Origin of the sequence: Micavibrio aeruginosavorus ARL-13 (assembly GCF_000226315.1) — a bacterium.
Classification (GTDB): Bacteria; Pseudomonadota; Alphaproteobacteria; order Micavibrionales; family Micavibrionaceae; genus Micavibrio; species Micavibrio aeruginosavorus_B.
Window position 1 is genome coordinate 2,155,209 of record NC_016026.1, and the last position, 24,827, is coordinate 2,180,035.

The 24,827-nt window shown below is 52.7% G+C and carries 19 protein-coding genes, 1 tRNA gene and 1 pseudogene; 5 read left to right on the forward strand and 16 right to left on the reverse strand.

The window, feature by feature from the left end:
• The first annotated feature begins 182 nt into the window (after positions 1–182).
• Positions 183–821: a hypothetical protein gene (locus MICA_RS10220; RefSeq protein ID WP_014103675.1), complete on the forward strand. Its 639-nt coding sequence runs from the start codon at positions 183–185 to the stop codon at positions 819–821.
• A 216-nt stretch (positions 822–1,037) separates the two neighbouring features.
• On the opposite strand, the gene rplL is transcribed toward MICA_RS10220, so the two are convergent.
• Positions 1,038–1,403 carry a 50S ribosomal protein L7/L12 gene (gene rplL, locus MICA_RS10225; protein WP_014103676.1) on the reverse strand — a complete coding sequence of 122 codons (366 nt, stop codon included), beginning with the start codon at positions 1,401–1,403 and terminating at the stop codon, positions 1,038–1,040.
• A gap of 39 nt (positions 1,404–1,442) precedes the next feature.
• A complete protein-coding gene (rplJ, locus tag MICA_RS10230) occupies positions 1,443–1,946 on the reverse strand; it encodes a 50S ribosomal protein L10 (RefSeq protein WP_014103677.1) in 504 nt (167 codons plus the stop codon).
• A 354-nt stretch (positions 1,947–2,300) separates the two neighbouring features.
• Here rplJ and MICA_RS10235 point away from each other — a divergent pair, with 354 nt between their 5' ends.
• Positions 2,301–2,531, forward strand: coding sequence for a hypothetical protein (locus MICA_RS10235; RefSeq protein WP_014103679.1), 231 nt, complete (start codon positions 2,301–2,303; stop codon positions 2,529–2,531).
• 76 nt (positions 2,532–2,607) lie between these two features.
• Here the strand turns inward: MICA_RS10235 and MICA_RS10240 are convergent, their stop codons facing one another.
• The 6 genes from MICA_RS10240 to secE form a co-directional block, all read right to left on the reverse strand.
• On the reverse strand, positions 2,608–2,967 hold the full coding sequence (locus tag MICA_RS10240; protein ID WP_014103680.1) for a hypothetical protein: 360 nt from the start codon (positions 2,965–2,967) through the stop codon (positions 2,608–2,610).
• A 95-nt stretch (positions 2,968–3,062) separates the two neighbouring features.
• On the reverse strand, positions 3,063–3,782 hold the full coding sequence (rplA, locus tag MICA_RS10245) for a 50S ribosomal protein L1 (RefSeq protein ID WP_041794058.1): 720 nt from the start codon (positions 3,780–3,782) through the stop codon (positions 3,063–3,065).
• Positions 3,782–4,216 carry a 50S ribosomal protein L11 gene (gene rplK / locus MICA_RS10250; RefSeq protein ID WP_041794060.1) on the reverse strand — a complete coding sequence of 145 codons (435 nt, stop codon included), beginning with the start codon at positions 4,214–4,216 and terminating at the stop codon, positions 3,782–3,784. The genes rplA and rplK overlap by 1 nt, the downstream gene beginning before the upstream one ends.
• 192 nt (positions 4,217–4,408) lie before the next feature.
• Positions 4,409–4,786: a hypothetical protein gene (locus MICA_RS10255; protein WP_014103683.1), complete on the reverse strand. Its 378-nt coding sequence runs from the start codon at positions 4,784–4,786 to the stop codon at positions 4,409–4,411.
• A 251-nt stretch (positions 4,787–5,037) separates the two neighbouring features.
• Complete coding sequence (nusG, locus tag MICA_RS10260) at positions 5,038–5,571, reverse strand: transcription termination/antitermination protein NusG (protein ID WP_014103685.1); 534 nt, start codon at positions 5,569–5,571, stop codon at positions 5,038–5,040.
• Between the two features lie 51 nt (positions 5,572–5,622).
• Complete coding sequence (gene secE, locus MICA_RS10265; protein WP_014103686.1) at positions 5,623–5,820, reverse strand: preprotein translocase subunit SecE; 198 nt, start codon at positions 5,818–5,820, stop codon at positions 5,623–5,625.
• Between the two features lie 248 nt (positions 5,821–6,068).
• Between secE and dusB the strand changes: the two genes are divergently transcribed.
• Positions 6,069–7,037 carry a tRNA dihydrouridine synthase DusB gene (dusB, locus tag MICA_RS10270; RefSeq protein ID WP_014103687.1) on the forward strand — a complete coding sequence of 323 codons (969 nt, stop codon included), beginning with the start codon at positions 6,069–6,071 and terminating at the stop codon, positions 7,035–7,037.
• Positions 7,038–7,123: 86 nt separating this feature from the next.
• Here dusB and MICA_RS10275 read toward each other — a convergent pair.
• The 6 genes and pseudogenes from MICA_RS10275 to MICA_RS10300 all read right to left on the reverse strand — a co-directional run bounded on the left by MICA_RS10275 (position 7,124) and on the right by MICA_RS10300 (position 15,287).
• Positions 7,124–7,199 (reverse strand) — tRNA-Trp (locus tag MICA_RS10275).
• Positions 7,200–7,326: 127 nt separating this feature from the next.
• Positions 7,327–8,982: a SpoVR family protein gene (locus MICA_RS10280; protein ID WP_014103688.1), complete on the reverse strand. Its 1,656-nt coding sequence runs from the start codon at positions 8,980–8,982 to the stop codon at positions 7,327–7,329.
• Positions 8,983–9,066: 84 nt separating this feature from the next.
• On the reverse strand, positions 9,067–10,524 hold the full coding sequence (locus MICA_RS10285) for a YeaH/YhbH family protein (RefSeq protein WP_014103689.1): 1,458 nt from the start codon (positions 10,522–10,524) through the stop codon (positions 9,067–9,069).
• 173 nt (positions 10,525–10,697) lie between these two features.
• Positions 10,698–12,728, reverse strand: a complete 2,031-nt coding sequence (locus tag MICA_RS10290; protein ID WP_049782144.1) for a PrkA family serine protein kinase — start codon at positions 12,726–12,728, stop codon at positions 10,698–10,700.
• 257 nt (positions 12,729–12,985) lie between these two features.
• Positions 12,986–14,163: pseudogene (gene tuf / locus MICA_RS10295) on the reverse strand (elongation factor Tu).
• Between the two features lie 230 nt (positions 14,164–14,393).
• Complete coding sequence (locus MICA_RS10300; protein ID WP_014103695.1) at positions 14,394–15,287, reverse strand: hypothetical protein; 894 nt, start codon at positions 15,285–15,287, stop codon at positions 14,394–14,396.
• A gap of 181 nt (positions 15,288–15,468) precedes the next feature.
• Between MICA_RS10300 and MICA_RS10305 the strand changes: the two genes are divergently transcribed.
• Positions 15,469–16,260, forward strand: a complete 792-nt coding sequence (locus tag MICA_RS10305; protein WP_014103696.1) for a hypothetical protein — start codon at positions 15,469–15,471, stop codon at positions 16,258–16,260.
• Positions 16,261–16,262: 2 nt separating this feature from the next.
• On the forward strand, positions 16,263–17,945 hold the full coding sequence (locus MICA_RS10310) for a methyl-accepting chemotaxis protein (protein WP_014103697.1): 1,683 nt from the start codon (positions 16,263–16,265) through the stop codon (positions 17,943–17,945).
• A gap of 396 nt (positions 17,946–18,341) precedes the next feature.
• Here MICA_RS10310 and MICA_RS10315 read toward each other — a convergent pair whose 3' ends face one another.
• Both MICA_RS10315 and MICA_RS11940 read right to left on the reverse strand, forming a co-directional pair.
• The gene (locus tag MICA_RS10315; protein WP_014103698.1) at positions 18,342–20,564 is read right to left on the reverse strand and encodes an SEC-C metal-binding domain-containing protein; all 2,223 of its coding nucleotides are present in this window, start codon (positions 20,562–20,564) and stop codon (positions 18,342–18,344) included.
• A 3,293-nt stretch (positions 20,565–23,857) separates the two neighbouring features.
• Positions 23,858–24,652: a HigA family addiction module antitoxin gene (locus tag MICA_RS11940; RefSeq protein ID WP_049782147.1), complete on the reverse strand. Its 795-nt coding sequence runs from the start codon at positions 24,650–24,652 to the stop codon at positions 23,858–23,860.
• Positions 24,653–24,827: the final 175 nt, after the last annotated feature.

The window sequence follows — 24,827 nt, forward strand, 5'->3', positions numbered from 1 at the left end:
GGACTGTGGGCGGATATATGGCGGATGGCGGGGGCCAAGTCAAGCGGTTTTTCCACAGAAACACGCCCCGCCCCTCCGGCAACGAAGAAATCGTTATGAAAAAATTTTCCGGCGTGCTATGAGGCGAAAAAATTTTCGACGCTTCTTGTCGGCACATTATAGACACAGGGATTTTACAGATCATGGATTGGACCAAAACGTGGCACAGTCTCCGCAGCAAATGGAACGACGTGGCCTATGCCATGGCCAGCCCGATGGGCCGGGCCGAGATTTGTCTGGCCGAGGCGGTCAAGGCCCTGGTGCAGTTTGAAGACGAGGGCACGCAAGAGCCCCTGATCGAAATCATCCAGAACTACCTGACCATTGAAAAAAGCACGCCAGATCAAGCCTTTGGCCTGACCGAAGCCATGATTAATCTGTGCGAAACCTATGGCAATCTGTTCGGGAAAAGCAAAGAACTTCAATTGCTTACCAGTATGCGCGACGCCTGCCCCGATCAGGTTTCGCGCCTGTGGCTGCAAATCAGCGCCCGCATGAACCAGATCGACCGCGAAGCCCGCCAGGAACGCCGCGACAGCAAAACCGATGACCCGGCCCTGTTCGGCGCCTGGATTAAAACCATGGCCCAGATTCAGGGTATTATGCGCGAGGAAGGCATGAAGGGTCTGTTCGCCGATTTCAACCCGCCCCAGATCAAAGGCCTCCCTACCGCCGCCAGCCTGCCCAGCCGGATGAGCGCGAAGGACGTTGCCCTCTTCTGCATGCGCTACCGCTTCTTCGCCCCACCGCAGGCCGATTTGCCGAACATGCCGTATTTGTAAAGAGCCCGGCCTTTTAAACCCACAGATCTTGTCATCCCGAGCGTATGCGAGGGATCTCATCTTTCTGCGGCCAGCAACAAGGTGAGGTCCCTCGTCGCTCCGCTCTGTCGGGATGACAAAGAGTGGTTAAAAATAAAAACGCCCCACCTTGCGGTGGGGCGTTCCTATTCGACTGGATCCCCGCTTTCGCGGGGATTTCGTTGAAATAATCTTTGATTATTTCAACTCAACTTTACCGCCAGCAGCTTCGATCTTTTTCTTGATCTCTTCTGCGTCAGCCTTAGCAGCGCCTTCTTTCAGCGGCTTCGGTGCACCTTCAACCAGGTCTTTTGCTTCTTTCAGACCCAGGCCGGTGATGGCGCGAACTTCTTTAATCACGTTGATTTTGTTTGCACCGCCGTCGGTCAGAACAACATCAAAGCTGTCCTTCTCTTCAGCCGGAGCAGCGCCAGCAGCGGCAGCAGCAACCGGAGCAGCGGCGGAAACGCCCCACTTTTCTTCCAGCATTTTCGCCAGATCGGCTGCTTCCAGCACGGTCAAAGCGGACAGGTCGTCTACGAGTTTCTCAAGATTAGCAGCCATTTTCGTTCTCCTATAAAAAAGCTGATTTAATTTTCAGTATTAGGCTTGGTCTTTGGTTGCGTATGCGTTGGTCACGCGGGCCAATTGAGCGCCCGGTGCCTGCAACAGGCCAACCAGTTTGCCACGCAGACCATCCAGAGACGGCAGGGTAGCCAGGTACTTGATCTTCGCCAGATCCATCACGCCGTCCGTGCTTGCACCTGCAACGATTTCCAATTTACCATCGGTTTCTTTGGAAAACGCGTGTGCAACACGAGCCGCCACAACGGGGTCTTTCGAGGTTACGATGCCGATCGGGCCTTTCAAGGAAGCGACCAGACCTTCAAATTTCGTACCAACCAAGGCACGCTTCGCCAGCGAGTTCTTTACGATCTTCACGCTGCCGCCTTCGTCACGCAGGCTCTTACGGAACTTGCGATCTTGCTCAGCACTGGTGCCCTTGTTTTGGGTCAAGATCACCAGGTTGGCGTCTTCAAAACGCTTTTTCGTTTCAGCAACGATTTGCGCCTTTTCGATCATTTGTGCTTTTTGGGCATGATCCATGGGTTTTCTCCCGGGTTAAAAACAACAAAGGGATGCACCGCATCCGATACATCCCGCCAAAACCTTGATCATGGAAAACAAAATGGCGCATAAGGCCGGAAAACCGACGCTTATTCATCCGCTTTATGTTCCTATCTATGCTGGATTTACAATGGGTTAACCCCAGAAACCGGCAGTCTTGGACAGGTGGGATATGTCGCCATACCCCGTATGCCGGGCGGTTATAGGGGAAAAACCGCATATGCGTCAAGGTCTTTAAGGTCTTTCATACGAAAAATCTTGACCGCTGGGTCCTTGGCATTATAGAAAACCACCTATAAACGGCAACCTTCAATCCTTAAGGATAAAACAGCCATGGCGAACACAGCCGCACAAAAATGCACTTATTCCATCGAAGCCCTGACACTGGCTTTCACGACAGCCCATAAAAAGAACCCGAATGGGGCCGACCAGTTTGTTCTGGGCTGGCTGAAAGCCAACGATCAGCGCGGCGCTATGCTTGTAAAAACTGAGGGTGAGATCAAGCTGGAGGCAAACCACACGCTCTACGCCAAAATTCACGCCGGCAAGGCCCACGCGTTCTAAAGCGCGCACCCCGGACAAAAAGAACAAGGGCGCGATCAATTGGATCGCGCCCCTTTCTTTGTCTTGATCGATCCCGTTACACCGGACGCGGGCCGTTGCGGCGGTATGGCTCGGAGGACGGAGTCCAGCCCAGCGCTTTGGCCGTTTGCGCCAAACCATAAATTTCAACCAGCGTATCGTTGGATGAATGACGCGCAAAATCCTGACGCAGGCGGATCATCTGAGACCAGGTCTGGGCCAGCGGATCCGTGCAATGATCCATCACAGCCAGATCCGTATCATCAAAGGCGTGCGCCGCGTGATTGGCCATGACATTGTTCCCGCCCGGGCCAATCTGGTCATTCCAGATCGCAATGCCGGCGGCATAAATCCGCTGGGCCGCCTCTGCGGCGGCCAGATGCAATGTTTTATAGCGGGTCTTGTCAAATCCATACATCGTTCACGTCTCCTTCGTTTTTGTTACACCAGATAAAGAAGAAGCCCCGCCTCAAACTTTTTGGGGCGGGGCTTCTCGAACACTTACATCATCGCTTAGGCGGCTTTGCCTGCGGAGGTTTCCGCGGCCACGCTGCTCAGGTCGATTTTCATGCCCGGGCCCATCGTCGTGGACAGGGTCACTTTCTTCATGTAGTTGCCGCGTGCGCCAGCCGGCTTCGCGCGTTGGATCGCGGTGATGAACGCTTTCACGTTATCAACCAGCTTGCCTTCGGCGAAGGATGCTTTGCCAACACCCGCTTGCACGATACCTTCTTTGTTCGCACGGAATTCGATGGAACCACCTTTGGCGGCTTCAATTGCTTTCGCAACATCCATCGTTACGGTGCCCAGTTTCGGGTTCGGCATCAGGCCTTTCGGACCCAGAACGCGCGCCATACGACCCATCAGGCCCATCATGTCCGGCGTTGCGATACAACGATCGAAGTTGATGTTGCCAGCCAGAACCTGTTCAACCAGATCCTCTGCACCAACGATGTCGGCACCGGCTTTTTTCGCTTCTTCGGCTTTTGCGTCTTTAGCGAAAACAGCAACGCGAACTTTCGCGCCTGTACCGTGCGGCAGTTCAACCATGCCACGGACCATTTGGTCGGCGTGACGCGGGTCAATGCCCAGGTTCATGGCGATTTCGAACGTTTCGTCGAATTTGCGGGCTTTTGCGGCGTTCTGCAGAACCTTGACGGCTTCTTCAACCGTGTAGGATTTCGTGCGATCGAACAGAGCCAGAGCGGCTTTCATTTTCTTGCTCATGATCATTAACCTCCAACCACTTCAACGCCCATGGAACGTGCGGAACCTTCGACCATGCGCATTGCGCCTTCGATGTCCTTCGCGTTCAGGTCAACCATTTTCAGTTCGGCAATTTCTTTCACCTGTTTACGGGTGACTTTGCCAACGGTCGGACCTTTGCCCACGGTACCGGAACCCGACTTAATGCCAGCGGCTTTCTTGATCAAGAAAGTCATCGGCGGGGTTTTGGTGATGAAGGTAAAGGAGCGGTCTTGATACACCGTGATCACAACCGGAATGGGCATGCCCTTTTCCAGCTTTTCTGTTTTGGCGTTAAACGCCTTACAGAATTCCATGATGTTTACGCCATGTTGACCCAGCGCCGGACCGATCGGCGGCGACGGGTTAGCGGAGCCAGCCGCTACCTGGAGCTTAATATAGCCAGTAATCTGCTTTGCCATTGTTTTCCTCCGTTTTTCAAAAGCAAACGGGTCCGTGGTACGGCCGGGTGAATGGTCTTGAAACCACCCTGACAGCCTCCCACGATCCACGCCCCCGGCCCGCAAAACGGACCAAAGGACGCGGCACCATAGGGATTCCGCCTTATGAAATCAAGCAAAAAGAGTCCCCAAAACGGGGACCGCGCCGGCGCCTTACTTAATCAGACGCATGCCGGCACGCACCCGCGCCCGGCCCGTATCCGCACCCGCTTGGGCCGCCGGTGTGGTCCAGTCCTGCCCCTTCAGGGATTCAAGGCTATCCAATTGAATTTCAATGATTTTTGCGATTTTGCGGTCCGCCATCGCGTCCGATGCGGCCAAATGACCCGCCACGGCCCGGGCCAGATCCTCGCCCAGCGTCACAACCCCTGCCCCGTCATCCCGCGCATCATCGGCCCGGAGGCTGATGGTCCAACGCCCCTGATCCGGGTGAAACCCCCGAAACCCGCCGACAACCGGGGCTTTCAGCGCTTGAATCTGGGCGGCCATATCCCGCACGCGGGCGAATTCGAGAGAGAGAGGGTTCGACATAACGCTTCCTGTTCTTTTCATGTTTTTTTGAAGCCTAGCACCGCCAGTCCAGCGAGGCAAAACGATTATCCCGCCCCGCCCCCAAGGCCGATATGCACAACAAAAACCCCCTCCCAGAGGGAGGGGGTTGGGGGAGGGGTTTCAAAGTCCGTTTTTAAAGACGGCACAATCAACCCCTCGCAATAAACATCCTTCCCCCTCACCCCAACCCTCTCCCCATGGGAGAGGGGGCGACGCGGATAGGCAACCCTTTAGGCGATTTTTTCAACCTGCGTGAATTCCAGTTCCACCGGGGTCGCGCGACCGAAGATGGAAACGGATACTTTCAGGCGGCCTTTTTCTTCGTCGATATCTTCAACAACACCGTTGAAGGATGCGAACGGACCTTCGGCCACTTTCACTTCTTCGCCGATATCGAACATCACGCTCGGGCGCGGACGCTCAACACCCTCTTGGATTTGTTTCAGCAGGCGCTCGGCCTCTTTCTCGCTGATCGGGGACGGACGGTTGCCCGCGCCCAGGAAGCCCGTCACTTTCGGTGTATCTTTCACCAAGTGCCAGACTTCGTCACTCATATCCAGCTTGGCCAGAACATAGCCCGGGAAGAATTTGCGTTCGGCGTTGACCTTTTGGCCACGGCGCATTTCCATCACTTCTTCGGTCGGAACCATGATCTGCTCAACACGATCTTCCAGACCGTGTTTCTTTGCCTTTTCCATCAGGGATTCGGCAACCTTGTTTTCAAAACCGGAATAGACGTGCAACACATACCAACGCTTTGCCATTTCAATCTCTCTTCGTTTTTGCTGTTCGTTTAAATCTGTTTCGAAATCGTATTACGCACCAAGACCGATGATGAATTGCACCAGGAAGGCAATGATCTGGTCGGCGGTAAACAGGAAGATGGCCGCAATCGTCACCATGATAAACACGGCGATCGTGCTGACCGTGGTTTCCTTGCGGGTCGGCCAGGTGACCTTTTTCATTTCGGCCTTCACCTGACGGAAATATGTAACAGGGCTCAATTTTGCCATTTCAATCAATCCTTTAAGCGCAGTTTAACGCGGGTCTTTTCCACCACAGGTTCGTATCGCGGCGAGGCCGTTTGTCGAAGAACCAGATTGTCGGGGAAATAAGATAAGGATTTTTAGCCCAAGGCGCGCCAGAATGCCAGTGAAAAATAGGCCCACGCCAGCGCCCACCGCACTTTTCTCTGTTATTCATAAGCGGATAAAGGCATAAAACGGACCCTAGACCCGCATAAGTGAGGCACCACCCGGCTATGGGCTTTTTGATTGGCAATATCGACATTCCGGACCCCGTGTTTCTGGCCCCCATGTCCGGCATCAGCGACCTGCCCTTTCGCCGGTTGGTGAAGCGCCATGGCGCGGGCCTGGTCTTTTCGGAAATGATCGCCAGCCGCGCGACATTGCAGGAGGAAACCCAATCCCTCCGCATCAATGCCGATAATTACGCCGAAGAATTTCCCATGGCTGTGCAACTGGCCGGGTGCGAACCCGACATCATGGCCGAGGCCGCCAAAATCAATGTCGGGCGCGGGGCCGCCATCATCGACATCAATTTCGGATGCCCGGTGAAAAAGATCGTCAAAAAATTCGCAGGCTCTGCCCTGATGAAGGATGAACCGCTGGCCTGCGCCATCATGGAAGCCACAGTGAAGGCCGTAAACGTTCCCGTCACCGTGAAAATGCGGTTGGGATGGGACGCGGACAATTTAAACGCCCCGCGACTGGCCAAAATGGCCGAAGATGTTGGCGTACAAATGGTCACGGTCCATGGCCGTACGCGGTGCCAGATGTACAAGGGCGAAGCCAATTGGGATGCCGTGCGCGCGGTGAAAGACGCCGTCAAAATCCCCGTGGTCATCAACGGCGATATCCTGACCCCCGAAGATGCCGAAGCCGCCCTCAAAGCCTCTGGCGCGGATGGCGTGATGATCGGGCGCGGCAGTTGTGGCAAGCCATGGGTGTTAAAACAGACGATGGATTATTTGCGCACCGGCACCGCCAGCGCCCCGCCGCCCGAAGCCGACCGCCTGCGCCTTATTCAGGACCATTACGACGCCATCATTGATTATTACGGCGAATTCAAAGGCGTCGCCATCGCCCGCAAACATTTGTCGTGGTACGCCACCGACATGGCCGGCGCGAACGAATTTCGCGACCGCATCAACAAAGAAAAAGACCCCGCGATGGTCCGCCGGATGGTGGATGAACAGTTTGCGGCGTAAATTTTTCGGCTGAATTGTCTGAAAAATGGCAGGGCCCACGTGCGCTTGCACGCAAAACAAAAGGCCACCTATCTTAATTGAGAAAATGGCAGGGGCAGAAGGGCTCGAACCCTCGACCTACGGTTTTGGAGACCGTCGCTCTACCAACTGAGCTATACCCCTAGCGCGTCAAGGCCCCTGTTTAACCATATCCGGGGGCTGATTTCCAGTGAAAATTATAACCCACACCCCGTTCATAAAGCAAAACCCCCAGCCAAAGACCGGGGGTTTTGAATAAATTTGAACGGGATTAGATGTTGTACTTCATCTTATCGCCGATTTTCAGGCCACGTTCCGCCGCATTGGTCGGTACAGAGATCGTTGCGCCAACGGTGCCTGACTCCGGATCAACGGAGTGGAGAACAACCGGATGGCCCCACAAGCTGTACAAATGCTTCAGCACGCCCTTGGTGTTTTCCTCGTGCAGCGGACGGTATTTAAAGATTTTGTGCTGCAGGGTCAGGCTGCGGTCACCGCGGTAATTGTAACCCGCTACTTCAATCGCCGGCTCACGCTCCGCCAGGCGGTATTGGGCCGCCAAGCGCTCGGCAATCACCTTGTAACCGTCACGGTTCTGAACCGCATCAACGACCAGGAACTCCTCCAGCTCGTCGTCATGGATGTTGAACATACCCATGTCGCGGATCACTTTCGGCGACAGGAATTGCTCGATAAAGCTTTCATCCTTGAAGTTCTGCATCGCCCATTTCAGCGTCGGCAGCCATTCCTTGCCGGCGATGTCCGGGAAATATTCGCGGTCTTCGTCGGTCGGGTTTTCGCACATACGTTTGATATCTTGGTAGATCGCAAAGCCCAGCGCATAGGGGTTCCAGCCGCTGTAATACGGGCTGTCGAATTCCGGTTGGAACAGAACGCCGCAATGCGATTGGACGAATTCCATCGACATTCCATCGTCGATCAAATCCATTTCATGCAGGTCATTCATGATCGTGTAGTGCCAGAAGCTGGCCCAGCCTTCGTTCATGACCTGGGTTTGGCGTTGCGGATAGAAATATTGAGACAGGTCGCTGACCCGGCGCACCAGATCACGCTGCCATTCCTGCAAATGCGGGGCATAGGCGGCAACATAGCGCAGCAGGTTTTCTTCCAGATCGGCGGGGAACAATTGTTTTTCGCCGTTGTCGTTTGCAACATTGTTGAACGCGTCGCGGAAGACCGGGCTGTCCATCAAGGGGTTTACGTTGCGCTGACGCATTTCTTCCAGTTCGGCGCGACGGGCGGCATCTTCCTGCGGGGTGCGCGTTTTCGGCTTGTTATAGCGGTTTACGCCATAATTTTGCAGGGCATGCGCCGCATCCAGAACCTTTTCAACTTCTTCCTGGCCGTATTTATCTTCATAGCGCAGAACGGCTTCGCACATGGCGGCTTGATCCGCCAGAATGTTCCGCGGTTTTGTAAACTGCTTGAACATGTGGTTGCCCTTGAAGAAGGAATTGTGGCCATAGCTGGCGTGAGCAATGACCAGCATCTGCATGGTTTTGGTGTTGCTGTCCATGCAATAGGCAATCGCCGGATCGGTGTTAATCACGATCTCGTACGCCAGACCGGACCGCCCTTGGTTATAGGACTTTCCTTCCTGTTCACGCTGCATCCCGAAGGACCAGTGCGGATAGCTTTCCGGCAGCCCAACGGATGCGTACAGATCCAGCATCGTTTCCGCAGAAATAATTTCGATGCGGTTTTTATAGGTATCCAGACCGTATTTATCGTGCGCCAGAATGGAAATGACCTTGTCCGCCAGCTCAATCCAGTTGCGCGGAATGTCCTTGTCCTCGGCCCCGGGAACCAGCTCGAGCTTATAATCCCAGTCATCCGCCTTTTTAAAGACATCACGACCATCGACATAGTTGCTCAGCAAATCCTCGATTTTCTCGCGGAAGCCCATAACCTGTTCTGTTTTCTTTTTTCTTTTGCCATCTTTTAACTCTTTTTATCGTGCAGCGTTTTTAACGTTCAGCCGAATTGGCAATTAAATCATGTCCAGCGATGCCGGGCGCAAATTTGCGCTGACATTCGTACCGGCACTGCGGCGTTGGAAAAATTCACGGAAGATCGGGAAAATTTCCTGACGGTTGCGGATTTGACCCATCCAGAATTGGTCCGGGTGCTTGGCCTGAATTTCCGCATACATGTGCCACAGATTCTGGTGATCGCGCGGCGTGATTTCCGTGTAGAAATAAGCCTGCATGTCCTTCAACAGATCTTCGATCATCGGTTTGCACGCACGGGTGTCATCAGCCCAGTTGTCACCGTCCGACGCCTGCGCGCCATAGATGTTCCAGTTGCCGTCGCCGTAACGTTGGTCGATGATCTGACGCGTCAATTGCAATGCCGAAGACACCGTCGTCCCGCCGGTTTCGCGGCCATAGAAGAATTCCTTTTCGTCCACTTCCTTCGCTTCGGTGTGGTGACGCACGAAAACGATGTCCGTTTTCAAATAGTGACGTTTCAGGAAACGATAGAGCAGGAAGTAGAAAATCTTCGCCTGATCCTTGTGCTCCTGCGTCATCGAACCGGATACGTCCATGATACAAATCATCACAGCCTTGGAGTTCGGCAGCGGCTTTTTCGTATCAAAACGATATTTCAGGTCGGTGGATTCGTTCCAGGCAGCCGCGTTTTTCAGGCCCGGTGCCAGTTTTTTGATTTCGGTATCAATTTCAGCCATGCGCTTGGCATCATTCGGCTGAACAGCCGCACCAAATTCCGCGCTCAACTTTACGATCTGTCCTTTGATCCCGCGAATACGCTGAGCCATCGGCATCTCGGTCGGCTTGACGATTTTCACCTTGGCCGGGTCGGCAGGCGGAACGTAATCCGGTGCATAGGCCCGCAGAATTTCGCGTTTTTCCTGCAGCAAGGCCAGCATTTTGCGGTTGGCGTTCGCGCTCATCCCCATCACACGGCCCAGTTTTTCCGACTTGGAACGGGCCAGATCGAGTTTGCTGTGCGGGCCGGAGGACACGATACCAGCGCGCTGACGTTTATATTTCGTCAGGTCGGCTTCGCGTTTTTCTTCCAGGTTCGGCAATTCCAGATCGTCGAACAGATATTTCAGGAATTCTTCTTCGGACAAGTGGAAGGTGAAATCATCTTCACCGCCGCCGTTCTGGCCGGCGCCTTCGCCATTGCCACCGCTGCCACCACCATTCGGACGGCGGAAACGTTCGCCACCGACAAACTCTTTGTTGCCCGGGTGAACGATATCATTCACACCACCTTGACCGTGGCTGATGTGTGGTTGTTTCAAATCACGTTTGGGAATGCTGACATCCGTGCCACCGGCCCCAATGTCGGTGACGTTGCCATCGCTGATCGCACGATCGACAGCTTTTTTAATGTAACCTTTGTAACGCTCACGAAAACGGCGGCGACTGGCGGTTGTTTGCCCGCTGGATTGACCACGACGGTCGATGATCTCGCTCACAGCTCTTCTCCCTGAAGATTTCTTTTTATTGTTTACGCTATGCAACGCGGTTTAGGCCAAAAAAGCAAGCTTTTTCACGGCGTTCCATCGGAATGAACACAGCGCGGAATACCCTCCCCAATGGGTTTGTATTCCGCGCTGCGCCAGATTCGATTTCAAATAGGGTCGTAAAATTAACCCATTGTCGGTTTGTTCTTGCGCACGCGGCTATACCATTCGGTCAGAACGCGGGTCTGAGCCGGGGTGTAACCTTTTTCGTCCATGCGCTTCACAAACTCTTCGTGACGCTCTTGCGCTTTCTTATCCGCTTTTGCGGTGTAAGAAATCACCGGAAGAATTTCTTCCATCGTCGTGAACATGCCTTTTTCGATCACGTTGGCCAGCGGCTTGTACGATGTCCAGGCCGGGTTCTTGCCACCATTGTTGGCACGCGCGCGCAGAACATAGTTCACAACTTCGTTACGGAAGTCTTTGCCGTTCATGATACCAGCCGGCTTTTCGAACTTTTGCAGCTCTTCTTCCAGATCGGCGCGGGTCAGCGTCAGGTTTGTTTCCGGATCGCGGTAATCTTGATCCTGGATCCAGTGATCTGCGTACAGAACATACTGGTCAAACTTGTTCTGACCGAAGTCTTTGTAGCTTTCGACGTACGCGGTGCTGATCTCTTTGCCAACGAATTCAACATATTTCGGCAGCAGATATTCCTTGATCAGGTTGATGCGGTGGGCCGCAACTTCACCAGCCAATTGTTCCTTCTTGATACGATCTTCCAGAACGTTCATCAGGCGGATCGGATCGGCACTGACCTCGTCGCTGGCTTCGTTGAAGACTTTGGACAGGGTTTTGAACGCCCAACGGGTGTCGGACCCATCCATGCCTTCTTCGATACCGGCTTCGTCACGGTAATCCGTGTACGGCTTGGCTTTTTTATCGGTGTCCTTCAGGTTTTCACCGTTATAGACGCGCATCTTGGAGTAAACGGTCGAGTGCGCCGTTTCTTTCAGACGGGTCATAACGGACCATTCGGCCAGCATTTCCAACGTACCCGGCGCAACCGGAGCCTTGGCCAGAGCACTGTTTTTCAGCAGTTTCTGGTAAATTTTCAGCTCTTCGTCAACGCGCAGCGTGTACGGTACGCGCACCAGGTAGGTACGCGCCAGGAACGCTTCGTTTTCTTTGTTGTTACGGAACTTCGTCCATTCGGATTCGTTCGAGTGGGCCAGAATGATGCCGTTGAACGGAATCATCCCGATGTTTTCCGGGCTGGAGAAGTTGCCTTCCTGCGTTGCGGTCAGCAACGGGTGCAGCGTCTTGATCGGCGCCTTGAACATCTCAACGAATTCCATGATACCGCGGTTACCTGTGCACAGGCCGCCGGAATATGCGAAGGAACGCTGATCTTTCTGGGAGTACATTTCCAGTTTACGAACATCGGTTTTACCAACCAATGCGGAAATGTCCTGGGTGTTTTCGTCAGCCGGTTCGGTTTTGGAGATACCAACCTGATCCAGTTTGGACGGCCAGCGTTTCACAACCAGGAATTTGGAACGATCACCGTCAAATTCTTTCAGCTTCTGCACAGCCCACGGGGACATAATGCCCTTCATGTAGCGGCGCTCAATACCATAGGTTTCTTCCATGATATCGGAAACGGTGCGACCACCAACGCGTTGGCTCGGATCGAACAGACCCAGCGGATCTTCGTTCACCGGGGAGTATTCCAGAACTTTTTTGCCGGTTTTTTCACCAGCTTCATCCAGCTCATCAACTTCAACAGCCAATGTGTAGAACGGCTCTTGCTCCATCAGCTCTTTCAAGCGTTCGGCCAGAGAGGATTTCGCGCTACCAACAGGGCCCAGCAAATACAGAATCTGTTTGCTTTCTTCCAGACCTTGCGCAGCAGCTTTCAGGAATTTGGTGATTTCGGAGATCGTATCTTCCATACCGTAGAAATCGGAGAATGCCGGATAAACATTCAGAACACGGTTGCTGAAAATACGGGACAATTTCGGATCGGAGCTGGTGTCCAGCTTCGTCGGCTCGCCAATCGCTTTCAACAGGCGCTCGTGCGCGTTGGCGTAAGCCCATTTATCTTGTTTGCAAAGATCGAGATATTCGCTCAGGGAAATCGGAGCATCTTGCTGCTTGTTGACATAATCGTCTTGGAGTTGTCCCAAGATCCCAATGGATTCGTTACTCGACATAGCATTCTCCCTGCTTCTGGTCGTTTTTTAAATTCGCTCTTCTTTGCATAAGCGTCATTTACCTAATTTCATTACAAACAACGTGTCAACAAGAAATTGTTCAGAAATTATTAACCACTCACTGGATTCGTTTTTGCGGCGCGAGGGCGAAAAAGTGGGAATCCGCGGGAATGCTGGGGCCGGGTCGAACGATAAAAAAATCCCCACCGTTTTCGCGGTGGGGATTTTCTATTTTTCGATCGGTTGATCGTGAAAAATTACTTCACAATCTTGCCAACAACGCCTGCACCGACGGTGCGGCCACCTTCGCGGATAGCGAAGCGCAGACCTTCGTTCATCGCGATCGGGCAGATCAGTTCGACTTCGAAGTTTACGTTATCGCCAGGCATAACCATTTCCGTTCCAGCCGGCAGCGTTACGATGCCCGTAACGTCCGTCGTGCGGAAGTAGAACTGCGGACGGTAGTTCGTGAAGAACGGCGTGTGGCGGCCACCTTCGTCTTTCGACAGAATGTACGCTTCAGCCGTGAAGTTCGTGTGCGGGGTAATCGAACCCGGCGCGCACAGAACCTGGCCACGCTCAACGTCTTCACGCTTCGTACCACGCAGCAGAGCGCCGATGTTGTCACCAGCTTCACCGCTGTCCAGCAGTTTGCGGAACATTTCAACGCCCGTAACGGTCGTTTTTTGCGTCGGGCGAATACCAACGATTTCGATCTCTTCGCCAACTTTCACGATACCCTGCTCAACACGGCCCGTTACAACGGTACCACGGCCAGAGATCGAGAATACGTCTTCAACCGGCATCAGGAACGGCTTGCTTTCGGACGGGCCGGGGTCGGGATGTAAGCATCAACAGCTTCCATCAGAGCCTGAATGGCTTTCTCACCAATTTCCGGATCGCGTTTTTCCAGAGCGGCCAGAGCAGAGCCCTTCACCACCGGAATGTCGTCGCCCGGGAATTCGTATTTGGACAGCAGTTCGCGGATTTCCATCTCAACCAGGTCCAGCAGTTCTGCATCGTCAACCTGGTCAACTTTGTTCATGAACACAACAATCGCCGGAACGCCAACCTGACGGGCCAACAGAATGTGTTCGCGCGTCTGCGGCATCGGGCCGTCAGCAGCGGAGCAAACCAGAATAGCACCGTCCATCTGTGCCGCACCCGTGATCATGTTCTTCACATAGTCAGCGTGGCCCGGGCAGTCAACGTGCGCGTAGTGGCGGTTCGCGGTTTCATATTCAACGTGCGACGTGGAAATCGTGATACCACGGGCTTTCTCTTCAGGAGCCTTGTCAATCTGGTCATACGCCAGCGCTTCCTTCGAAAACTGTTGCGTAATCGCGGCCGTCAGCGTCGTCTTACCATGGTCAACGTGACCAATCGTGCCGATGTTTACGTGCGGCTTATTCCGCTCAAACTTACCCTTTGCCATTTCTAGTCTCTCCTAAGTTTTTGGAAATGTTAAAATAGCGCGGCACCCTATCGACATTGGCGGAAACGGACGCCTCCAGCGCATTAAGGTGAGGGTTTAAGAAAGTTGACGCGCTGTGTCAACTGGTTTTAACGCCGCGGTTTTTATGGATCTTTTTCATGGTTTTTCATAGGGCGCGGCCACAGCGCCCTCCATAACCATAATCCCCCAGCCCCTCATCCAACGGGCCACTAGACGAAGCTCTTGAGGGCGATCAGCAGCGCCGCACAGGCCACCACCCCCAGCCCGGACCAGATATCGCCGTTATTCCGGCGGCCGATGGCGGCATAAACCCCCAGGATTATGACCGCATCCAGCAATTTCACCGCCGGGACGTACGCCGGGTTATCCGCCGCATAATAGGCATAGAGGCTGAGCAGGACCGCCGCCGCCATGACCATGCCGATCAGCATTCCGCCCCGCATCGTCGCGGGCGCAAAAAAGACCCCCGGCGTGATCGGCCGGCGGATCAACCCATAGGTCCCCAGCAGTGTGATCATCATCAAACCTTCAACAAAAACATAGGCATAAGGCCCCTGCTCGATCGCCGCATTCTGGGTGGTCAGCTTGGCCAGCAACGGCCCAATCGACGCCGCAAACAGCACGAACCACACCGCCCGCAACGCCCCCATCGACACCGGGCATTTGCGCAGATTGCTGGCACAAAACGCCCACAGCGCCATAACCACCGCAATCCCCGCAAAGACCCACGGCTGACCCAGATAGGTGCGCAGCAAATCCGGGTCAATCACGAACCAGAGCAGGAAGCTGATCAGGATCGAGGAGGGCAGAACCCGGCTGACCGCGCCGGCCCCGGCCTGCGGAATACCGCGAAAAAAGACCACGTCGCTGATCGACCACAGCACCGCCCCCACCCCCAGAAACAGGTAAAATAACGGCTGGGTCGGCAGGCCGTTGACCAGCACAAACGGCAAGGTGACGCACACACAGGCAATTTTGCACCAGATGGCCAGCGCATAGCCATCGACCCGCAAACGTTCCTGCAACAGCATCAAAACCGCCGACAGAATTGCTGCACCGCAACCAAAAAGAACCCATGCGGGCACCAGAAAGGGGAAAGCCATAATGCGCCGAAACCGCCCATTAAAAGATCTTTAAGAACAAGGCATTATACAGAACGCGCCCCATCGCCGAAACCAAAAATAAAGATTTCGTATGGGACAATCTCAATACATGCCTCAGCGAAGAATGATACTATCTTATTCCTGAGTACCCAACCTGCGTAGTGAATGAAGGTTATACCGAATGTCGCATCCTCCACCATATCGCCCCCTCATTGCCGGACTGTTTGCCGTGTCTGGCCTGTTTTTCACCACGGCCCTGCCGGCCTATGCCGAGCCACCGACCAGTGCGCTGGTGTCCGAGGACCTGATTGGCGAAATCCGCGATTTTATCGACCGCGACATTGTCCGCCTGTCGATTTTGAACCAGAACCAGAAATACAGCGATCTGGACCCGGCCGCGATTACCGCGCTGGACCAACAATGGGTGGCCGAGCTGAAGGCGGATGAAAAGCCGCTGGTCGCCGCGACCCTGTCCAACCCCCTCTCCACCTACCTCACCCGGGTTCAGGCGCACTCCTCCGGCCTGTATACCGAAATTTTCGTGATGGATAAAAACGGCCTGAATGTCGGGCAAAGCAACCTGTCCTCCGACTTCTGGCAGGGGGATGAAGGCAAGTTCCAAAAAACCTACCCCGTCGGCCCCACCGCCGTGTTTGTCGATGACGCCGAATTTAACGACGGCACCATGACCTGGAACGCCCAGGTCAATCTGGCCATCGCCGATGAAAGTGGCAGCACCGCGATTGGTGCCGTGACGGTTGAAGTCAACCTGACCGAATTGCAACGCCGCATGCAGGCCCGTAAGGATGTGAAGACGGCGGACGCCGAAGAGCCCGCGCCAGAACCTGTGGTCGAACCTGTGGCCCAGCCTGCAGCGGAACCGACCGCGGAGGCCACGCCAGCGCCTGAAACCCCCGCCGCCACACCGGCCCCTGAAAATAACGCCCAGCCCGCAGAATCGACAGGTGAGTAATCATGTTAAAAAATATGTCGCTACAGAAAAAACTGCTTCTGGGTATGGGCTTTACAATGCTGATCAGCATTGCCGTCGGCGCCTATATTCTTGTCAGCGTGCTGAGCCTGCAGAAAAATCTGGAATACGTTGAATCCGTCAACCGGGTGCAGGAAGACGTGTACGCTCTCGAACGCGATCTGGCCGAAGTGAAAACATCGCTGGCCGACTTCCTGAACTCCGGCGATCTGGCCAAGCGTGACCTGTACCTCAAGGAACAGGCCCAGCTGGAAACCGAGAAAAACGACACCATCACCCTGCTGAAAAGCCTTGGCGGTGATTACGTCACCAAGGGCGAAGCGATCTATGCCGATATTGCGGAATGGAAAAGCACCATTGTCGCCAAACAGCTGGACTACATGACCCGGCCCGAAACCGTCGATCTGGCCCGCCTGATTCAAGCCTCCGAAGAAAATGCGGCGATCCAGCGCACCATGACCGAACATTTGAACGCGATTAACACGCCGCTGACCCAACTGTTACAGGACAGTGCACAGTCGCAACGCCGTGTGATGGCGACAACGCGTATCGTTGTTATTGTCGGCGCGATCCTGATGTTCGCGGCCACCGTGGCCGTGTCGATCTTCCTGGTCCAGATGATCAGCAAGCCGCTGGCCCGCTTGGTCGGCGTCACCAATCGGCTGGTCCAGAAACAATGGGATGTCTCCGTCACCGACACCGACCGCACGGACGAGGTGGGTCAGATGGCGTCCGCCCTGCTGCTGTTCCGTGATAACGGGCTGGAGAATGAAAAGCTTCAGGAACAACAGCGCAAGGAAGACGAGGCCCGCCTGCAACGCGCGCAGAAGATCGAGGCGCTGGTCGCCCGTTTCCGCGACGATTCCACCGCAACCACCAGCGCGCTGGAACAGGCCACCGTGGACATGCAATCGGCATCCGACATGATGTCGCGCATCGCATCCAAAACCATGGATCTGTCATCCCGCGTGACCGAAGCCGCCAGCGAAACCGGCACGAACGTTCAAAGCGTATCCGCCGCGACCGAGGAGCTGACCGCGTCCATCAATGAAATCAGCGTCCAGTTGAACAAAACCAGCCAGCAATCGGTTGATGTTCAGCGCGCCGCCGAAACCGCCGTGACGCAGATGAAAACACTGGAAGAAACCGCCAACGCCGTTGGCAACGTGATCCAGATCATCTCGGAAATTGCCGAGCAGACCAACCTGCTGGCCCTGAACGCCACGATCGAATCCGCCCGCGCCGGGGAATCCGGCAAGGGCTTTGCCGTGGTCGCCAGCGAGGTCAAAACACTGGCCAACGAAACCGCCAAAGCCACGGAAAAGGTGCGCGAACAGATTGAAAGCATGCAAGCCCAGGCCCAGGATGCCGTCAGCATGATCGACAACATCTCCACCGTGATCGAGGATTTAACCGCCGCGTCCGCCTCCATCGCCGCCGCGATGGAAGAACAAAGCAGCGCCACACAGGAAATTTCCCGCAGCGTCGCCAACGCCGCCGTCGGCACCGAAGACGTGGTCCGCAACATCACGGAAGTGAACCACTCCACCGAAGAAACCGGCACCACCTCCAGCAAGGTGCGCGAGGTGTCCGAAGAACTCGCCCAACGCTCCGAAACCCTGAAAAAGAGCATTCAGACGTTTATTGACTCGATTAAGACGGCGTAGGACCCTACCAAACAAAACAAACAAAAACACCCCTCCCGATTGGGAGGGTTTTTGTTTGATCCGAATTGGAGCGGTGAAGGTCTTCACATTTGAAGCGTAAGCGTCTGTAGTGGTTGAATATGCAGGGGCAGTAACTTGAATCGTACCCCCGAACATACCCCCAGACCATCAAAGCAAGCCCATTTCCGTCCGTGATCGTTCACTGACAATCGTAACCGAATTAGGTTTCAAAAAGCAACCAGTCTCAGTGCCCAAGAACAAAAAAACGGCCCCTGGTATCAGGTTTATGAGCGAAGCACCCCTCCGGGGCGGTTCCAGACACGCAGTTTTTTCTGTATCCGATGGGCGGCTAAAAAATTTCCCGATCCGGGTATTGAGCGACAGATTGTAGGAAATTTATCGCAAGCAGCATTTTTTGTGCTTTTTACCGCTTCCGCAGGGGCAAGGCTCATTCCTGCCAACCTTGCGCTTTGACTGGGATTGATAGTGTTTCAGGGCTTGCTTCATGTTTTTATATGGCGCCGCAGGGAAATACTGGGAGATGACATGATCCATGTCGTTGGATTGTTCCCATGGCGATTTCAAGCCAAGTGCAAAATCAATATCACCAGTTTCAGGATTTAGAGCTACCCCGAACCATGTTTCGGCTTTTTGTCGATATTTAGCCGCTGAACAGTGGGCAAAAAGACGCTGGCCAGCTTCTTTCTTATCCAGATAATTGGAATGTATCGTTATGCCTGACTTCGCAAACCCCATAGTAGCGTCGTGCGCACGGCGGTCTAGCCGCGCTTGGGTCATAATCGTCTCACAACTTTGTGCGAGTTGATTTGCTCCGTCCTCGCTAATTTCGAGTAGAAAGTAACCAAGCTCTAATACGTTATCTGTCTCCAATCTGCTAATCTGCTGTATAAGGCGATCAAAGAACGTGCCTTGCAGCTTGGTTAAAATTCCTTTTGGAGTTCTCTCCCCTGGTAATCCCTCTCTTCTCGCAAGTATGGCAGCATCAAGATGGACAGAAAAATCTTCTCCAAGATCGATGAAGTCGTATCCTTCCTCGAACCACAGATTATAGGCGAGATGATACGAAAGAACCGCCAGTTCACTCTCAGATTTCACGCGCTCCGAACCGACGCGCCGATGTAGAAAATTGAAGAATTGAAGGGGTGTATCAAGTATTTCGCACAGGACATCCAGAAAGAACACATCCATGACGTAAGGAGGTCTGATGACATCATGCTCTCTTCTCTTCAGAAACTGGTCTGCTTGCCGCGCTAGCGACGGATAGTATTCTGATACGACACAGAAAACGAAAATCTCGGCAAAGTTTCTGCGCAGGGTGAGAGAATTCCCCTGCTCATCGGTTAAACGGTACTCGTCATCCCCTATCAACTCAGCGCACTTGAATCCCTGATCGTATGCGTCCTGAATCGCCTTCTGAAAGTCGGTTTTGATCGCGTGATCGTCACCTTTTTTGGCCGCCTCTGTCAGTTTTTTCGACTTGGCCTGCAAGATGATGGCGCGATCCGCATACAAGGCCAGAACGTCAATTTCTCCGACCCTGTTCTTGCCTTTCATAATATAGACGTTTTCGTGAACATGATCGGTTCCAAGGATATGCCGAAGCCTGTTTGCCGAAAAATTCTCAGTAAAGAATCCTCGGTTTTTCTTTGCCGTTTCAGCGTAAGCAGCATCTTTACTCATCCAGAAGGCAGGCGTTTCGTAAGCACTCTCGGCCAAACTGTAATTCTGGAGGAGCAAATGATTTCCCTCTCCCACAGGGATGATGGGATAGGCACTGACTTCGTTAAATGAACCAACAGTTTTGAAAGATTGATTGCAGGGTAGTGATTGAGGAGAAAAAGCTCTCAGAACATTCCTTGTCGTCTCTACTGAACATCCTGAAGCCTCTGCGATTGCGCTCTCTGAATACATGAAAGCTGGGAGAAGAGTGAAGTTTTCCATCTCTTCAGGTTTTATATGCTCCCGCAAGGACTGGAATTTCTCAAGCTGGATTTCAGAAATAGCGTCAATGATCTTCTTCACATCGCTCGGCGCGAATCCTTTTTTTTCCTGAAACCATGCCTCATCTCGACCATATCTTTCGGGAGAAAAATCCCTGTACTGAAACATATAAGCGGCTTCGCTCGCATAGAAGAACGGTTCACGCATAGCCATACCGTGCGTGAACGGGTTCTTGGTGGGATCAAAGCCAGTTTCTTTGAAATTAGCCCAAAGCACGGCACTCATAGCCTTGTGCAGTTCGGCCATAAGTTTTTCCGTTTCGTCGATATAATGCTGAACCGCTTGTGGCGTAGGCCACGCAAAATCAATGGGTGCTTTTACCATCAGCCCTATAAGCAAGGATAGCTCTGAGCGCAAAAGACGCTCTGAAGATTTCATCTTATCGAGGTCGGTCGGCTTAAAATTCCCCTCCTGATAACCGATAAAATTATCTCTCCAGCATAGAAAAGCTAAGGCGTGAACGTATCCTGGCGAGACGCATATCTTTTCCAAGCTATCCCAAATTTCTGATTCAGAACGATGTTCCGGTATTGTGATTTTTGAGAAATCAAATGGCTCTACAGTTTCAGTCTGTTTCTTTCTGCGACTTCTTCCCATTGCATCTTCCCGTTACGATCTCAGCCGTCGCCTTGCAACAGCCTCTGTGTCCTGCCACTCCGCTTCATGCTGGTAGGTCTTAACTAAACGGCTCAAAACCTTTGCGATTTTAGGGTGTGTAAACTGTAGAGCACTAACCCACTGCTGAAACTCACTTGCCAGTCTTCGCTCTTCATCGCCGCCTTCGCCGCGCCAATGCACTCCGCGCTTATTGTAAAGGGCTGTTTTTAAGCTATCGGACATTTCTTCGTTGAGGACTTGTTCCAGAGCATCTCTAACGGGTTTGCATGGCCATATTCCATCATCCCCAGCCGGAGCTGTCGAAAATAGCTTGCCTAAAGCGTGGTCGCCTATCTTTCCACGTGCCAGCTCTTTACAGCCCGCCTGCACTTGTCGAACCCATTTTACTATTTCCCCTGAATCCTGTTCACCATCCTTATTGTGACCAGGTATTCGAGCAAGCCTTTCTAGGAGCTTATAGGCGGCAACAGCTCTATTTTCTTTGTGCTCTTCGTCATTTGCCTGAAGACCTTTAGGGTCTTCGCCGCCATCATCTCTCTTGTAGGCAAAGACAACAGCATGAACATACATTTCCGGGTTTTTTTCGATTTGGTTTTCCAGATTTGGAATATGACTGTCTTCAGTATCGAAAACATCAATATATTTGAACTCCAAAGCAGCGAGATCATCAACAGCAATCTCACCGCTTCTATTCAGGCGCTCAAACACATCGCGAATAGCGTACGATTCTAGCTTATAACAGTCGGTAGGCTCATCATCGTCCGCCCCTATCGCACGCATCAGCTTTACCATCTGTTTCGGCTGAATCTTCTCCATGTCAAAACGAATTAGATGAAAGGCTGTTCGAGGACGCTTGGCTTCGATTAGTTTATCTACTGCATATTGAAGCTCCTCGCTTGTGTTATGCGACCAGCTTGCCGGAACATCGCGCCAGTACCCGTTCTGCACTTCGTCATCCAAGCCTCTCAACTCATTCCAAGTGGAATTGTTAAACGGGCAGAGAGTAAGAACAGGAACCAACTCAGAATCATGAAGATGTTTTAAAAGCTCTGGTATGATTTTTAAGGCCCGATCTTCAGGCAGAGACGACAAAGCACCATACGTAAGAAACCGGCGAGAAGAACTTTCCGAGAGGGGGCCACGATCCAGAACAAAACGGATAGCCTGTACAAAATCTGTAGGATTTTCATAGATTCGAGCAATAATCCAACCAATTAAATTTGCGGCCTCCCCTTTCTCGGCAAGTTTTAGAGCACCTTGCATACCTCGCGCGGCTAGAATTTCTGCTAAGGCTTCTGTTCGCATGGCCAGGATGCGCTCGTCCCTCTTCTTGAAATCCATTTCATCTTCTTCAAGCTCGTCAGCGGATTCTTCGATCCAATGCTTTAAAAATAACCATTCATGTTTGAGAATCACATCAGAGGGCATTAGGGATTCATATAGCGTCCTTGCTCGATTTAAATCCTTTCCGGCCTTTCCATGTTTTAGACCGCGCCGCGTAAAAGCGCTCATACGGATTTTTTCCCGCATCCAACTCTTATCTTCATCGGAAGCCTGCTTGCTCCACTGTTCAACCAGATCCCATATTTTATCTTGGTCTTCTTTATCAAGCCAACGCAGACAACCAACCAAATCAGCCAAAGTTTCCCGATTATGATTTTTCCAGGCAATTGTCATGTTTAATGCGTGGAGCGCAAATTTACTAGCTTCGCCCCGTGTAACAGGCTCCCCATATCCGTGCCCGTCTGTTCTCCATCGTGGCTTATGGCTGTAGTGACCCGTCCGAGAGTTTCCATCAAATTGTTCAACACAAATTTTCCACGCCACATCGGGAAACTTTTGTGCCAACAATTCAAGGACTTTTATGCGTATTTCAATAGAGACAGCCGTTTGAGGCATCCAGCAACGAAAAATCGAGCTTAAGCTGGCGCTTGGCTTGTTCATTATGTTGTCGTCTATTTCTTGCTGAGCCAAGCGCCCAAGAATTAAGACTGTGGACACTAGATACTCTTCAGACCATGCTAATCCCTCCAAAGCCCACAGCAACCCCGAACGATAACAGCGACCAAACAAACCGGTGTTAACAGGGCGCATTAAAAGAAGGGATTGCGGTTCAGCGCTTTCAAGGTCGCGCTCCAGGATATTCAGAAATACCTTCGGTGCGGCCTCAGCGTACATGGGTAAATCGCCGGAGCTAGCTTCTAAGGTTCGGATTGTAAGCGGGGTAAACAATTCTTCAATGAGATGTCCAACCCTTACTTCCAGATCGACGCCAAGGCGATTTTTCAGTATCTGATTCCCATAGACAGCAAGCAGCACAAGCGTTTCACATATACCGTCTCTCAAAGCGGAGGAAATATCGCGGCTCTTTCCGTACATGCCAGCGGCCCATCTTTGATCTTCAGGTAAATCCAGAGATGGGTCGTCTTCTGATAGGACAAGTTTCGCCACATTCAGGAAACGCTGAATGTCAGGCTCAGTAATGTCCTTGCTGATAGCGAACATGACGTCAATCTTGGAAACAAGGCCGTGGAGCGATCCGGCAGACCAGATTGGGGAATCCTCAAGTTGCTGCAATGCCGCTATTTGCTGTTCTAGCTCTGCATACGAGAATTGACCCGACAAAAGCTCCATTATAACTTTATCTGCGTCATTCCTTGTTTTCCAAGCGCCTGCAAAGGCAAACGGTACAAGCGATCTTGCTGTACCCTGATCCGATGCCCAATATGGTGTTTGAATCGCTCTTGTTTTGGATAAGCGCCTACGAAGGATTGTCAGCGACCTGCCTGATTCATGGGTTAGACGGCTAATCTCATCATCGTTACACCCCATGCTCTTTAGGGCCTTGTTAAAGGGTTCGTAAGTTAGAGGTTCAAGAGCTATATCCGGCTCGTTATTGATGGCACTACGAGGGTACAGAATTATCGAACGAAGATTTTTCGCGTGCTGCGCTATCTCTTTCTCAACTTCCCGATTGGCAGTTACAGCAACAAAATGCGGCGACTGCGATGCCAGCTTTGTCAGTTGACCAGGCTTATCAAACACGATGACGCGATCACGCAGATGCGACAGCTCAGAATCGTTTTGTGAAAACAAGCAATGCAGGAACGCGAGGGCTTCCAACGTCGAATCGGCAGCTACAATCAAAGGCTCTCCTGGCGCGCTTAATAGTTTTTTCTTGGCTGATGGCCTGAATCCTTCGATGGCAGGAACAAAAAGTTCAGGCGAGAGAGGCGGAGCACAGTCCGCTAGCCATTCTTGCCAGCACGCTTCTAATGAACGCACGCCCTCGGACGGAAGGCCAATTTCATTGGCGAACCACGCCTGTCCTGGAATTGACTGCTCAAGCCATTCTTCCAGATTGCTGGCATCAAAAACCCGAACGTCTTTCCATTTTTTTCTTTCTTGCGCTCCTTCTCCCACTCGCCTTTGCCGTGCCACCGCCTGGGCGTAACAAACACAAAGGTGATTTCCTTGCGTTCATCCGCAGGTGTCTGATCAACGCTTTTAGCGTAATCACCATCAGCTTTGGTTTTTGGTTCTTGATTAACCCCAAACTCCCATCCGGATTTTCCGGCCGGTATCCAAGGGGTCACATCACCGGCCTCTACATATCCATCCCACCCAGGGCGCTCCGAATCATCGTTTCCTGGAAATTCACATTTCTCTAATTTAATGCCGGTTGAATTTACAAGCGTTCTAAGAAATACGGAGAGCCTCGCACGAGCAGTGAGAGTTCCCGCCCATGTTTCAATGTCATTCGCCTTGAGCTGAAGAAACGGAGGCACGTATGGTTTTGTCGTTTCCCCCACCTTGCCTTTGGCAAGGTCAGCGTCGTATGCGGCCTGCATATCCATAAGTTTATGAGCACTCGCACCGAACGTATGTTCGATCCTGGCCGCCATGTCCGCCGACAATGCGGCTTTTCCATTCAGCATATTGGAAAGCGCCGGCCTTCCCACAGACAGCCTTTTGGCCGCCTCAGTTACATTCATACCCTTAGGCAGAACATTTTCCCTTATGTAAGGGCCGGGATGTAGGCTGTCGGTCTGGTTCTTTTTTGTCATGGCGAATCTCCCTATTAACTCACCATACTGTATTGTGTATCGTTACGCAATACACTTTATATTCTTGCGATTATGGTTATTCATACGGGCGTCGGTAATGCCCGTCTTAAGATTCAACCACATACTCTCCTTGGATTCGAGCAGGACCGTGTCTGCCCCCTGGCCTCATGCACGC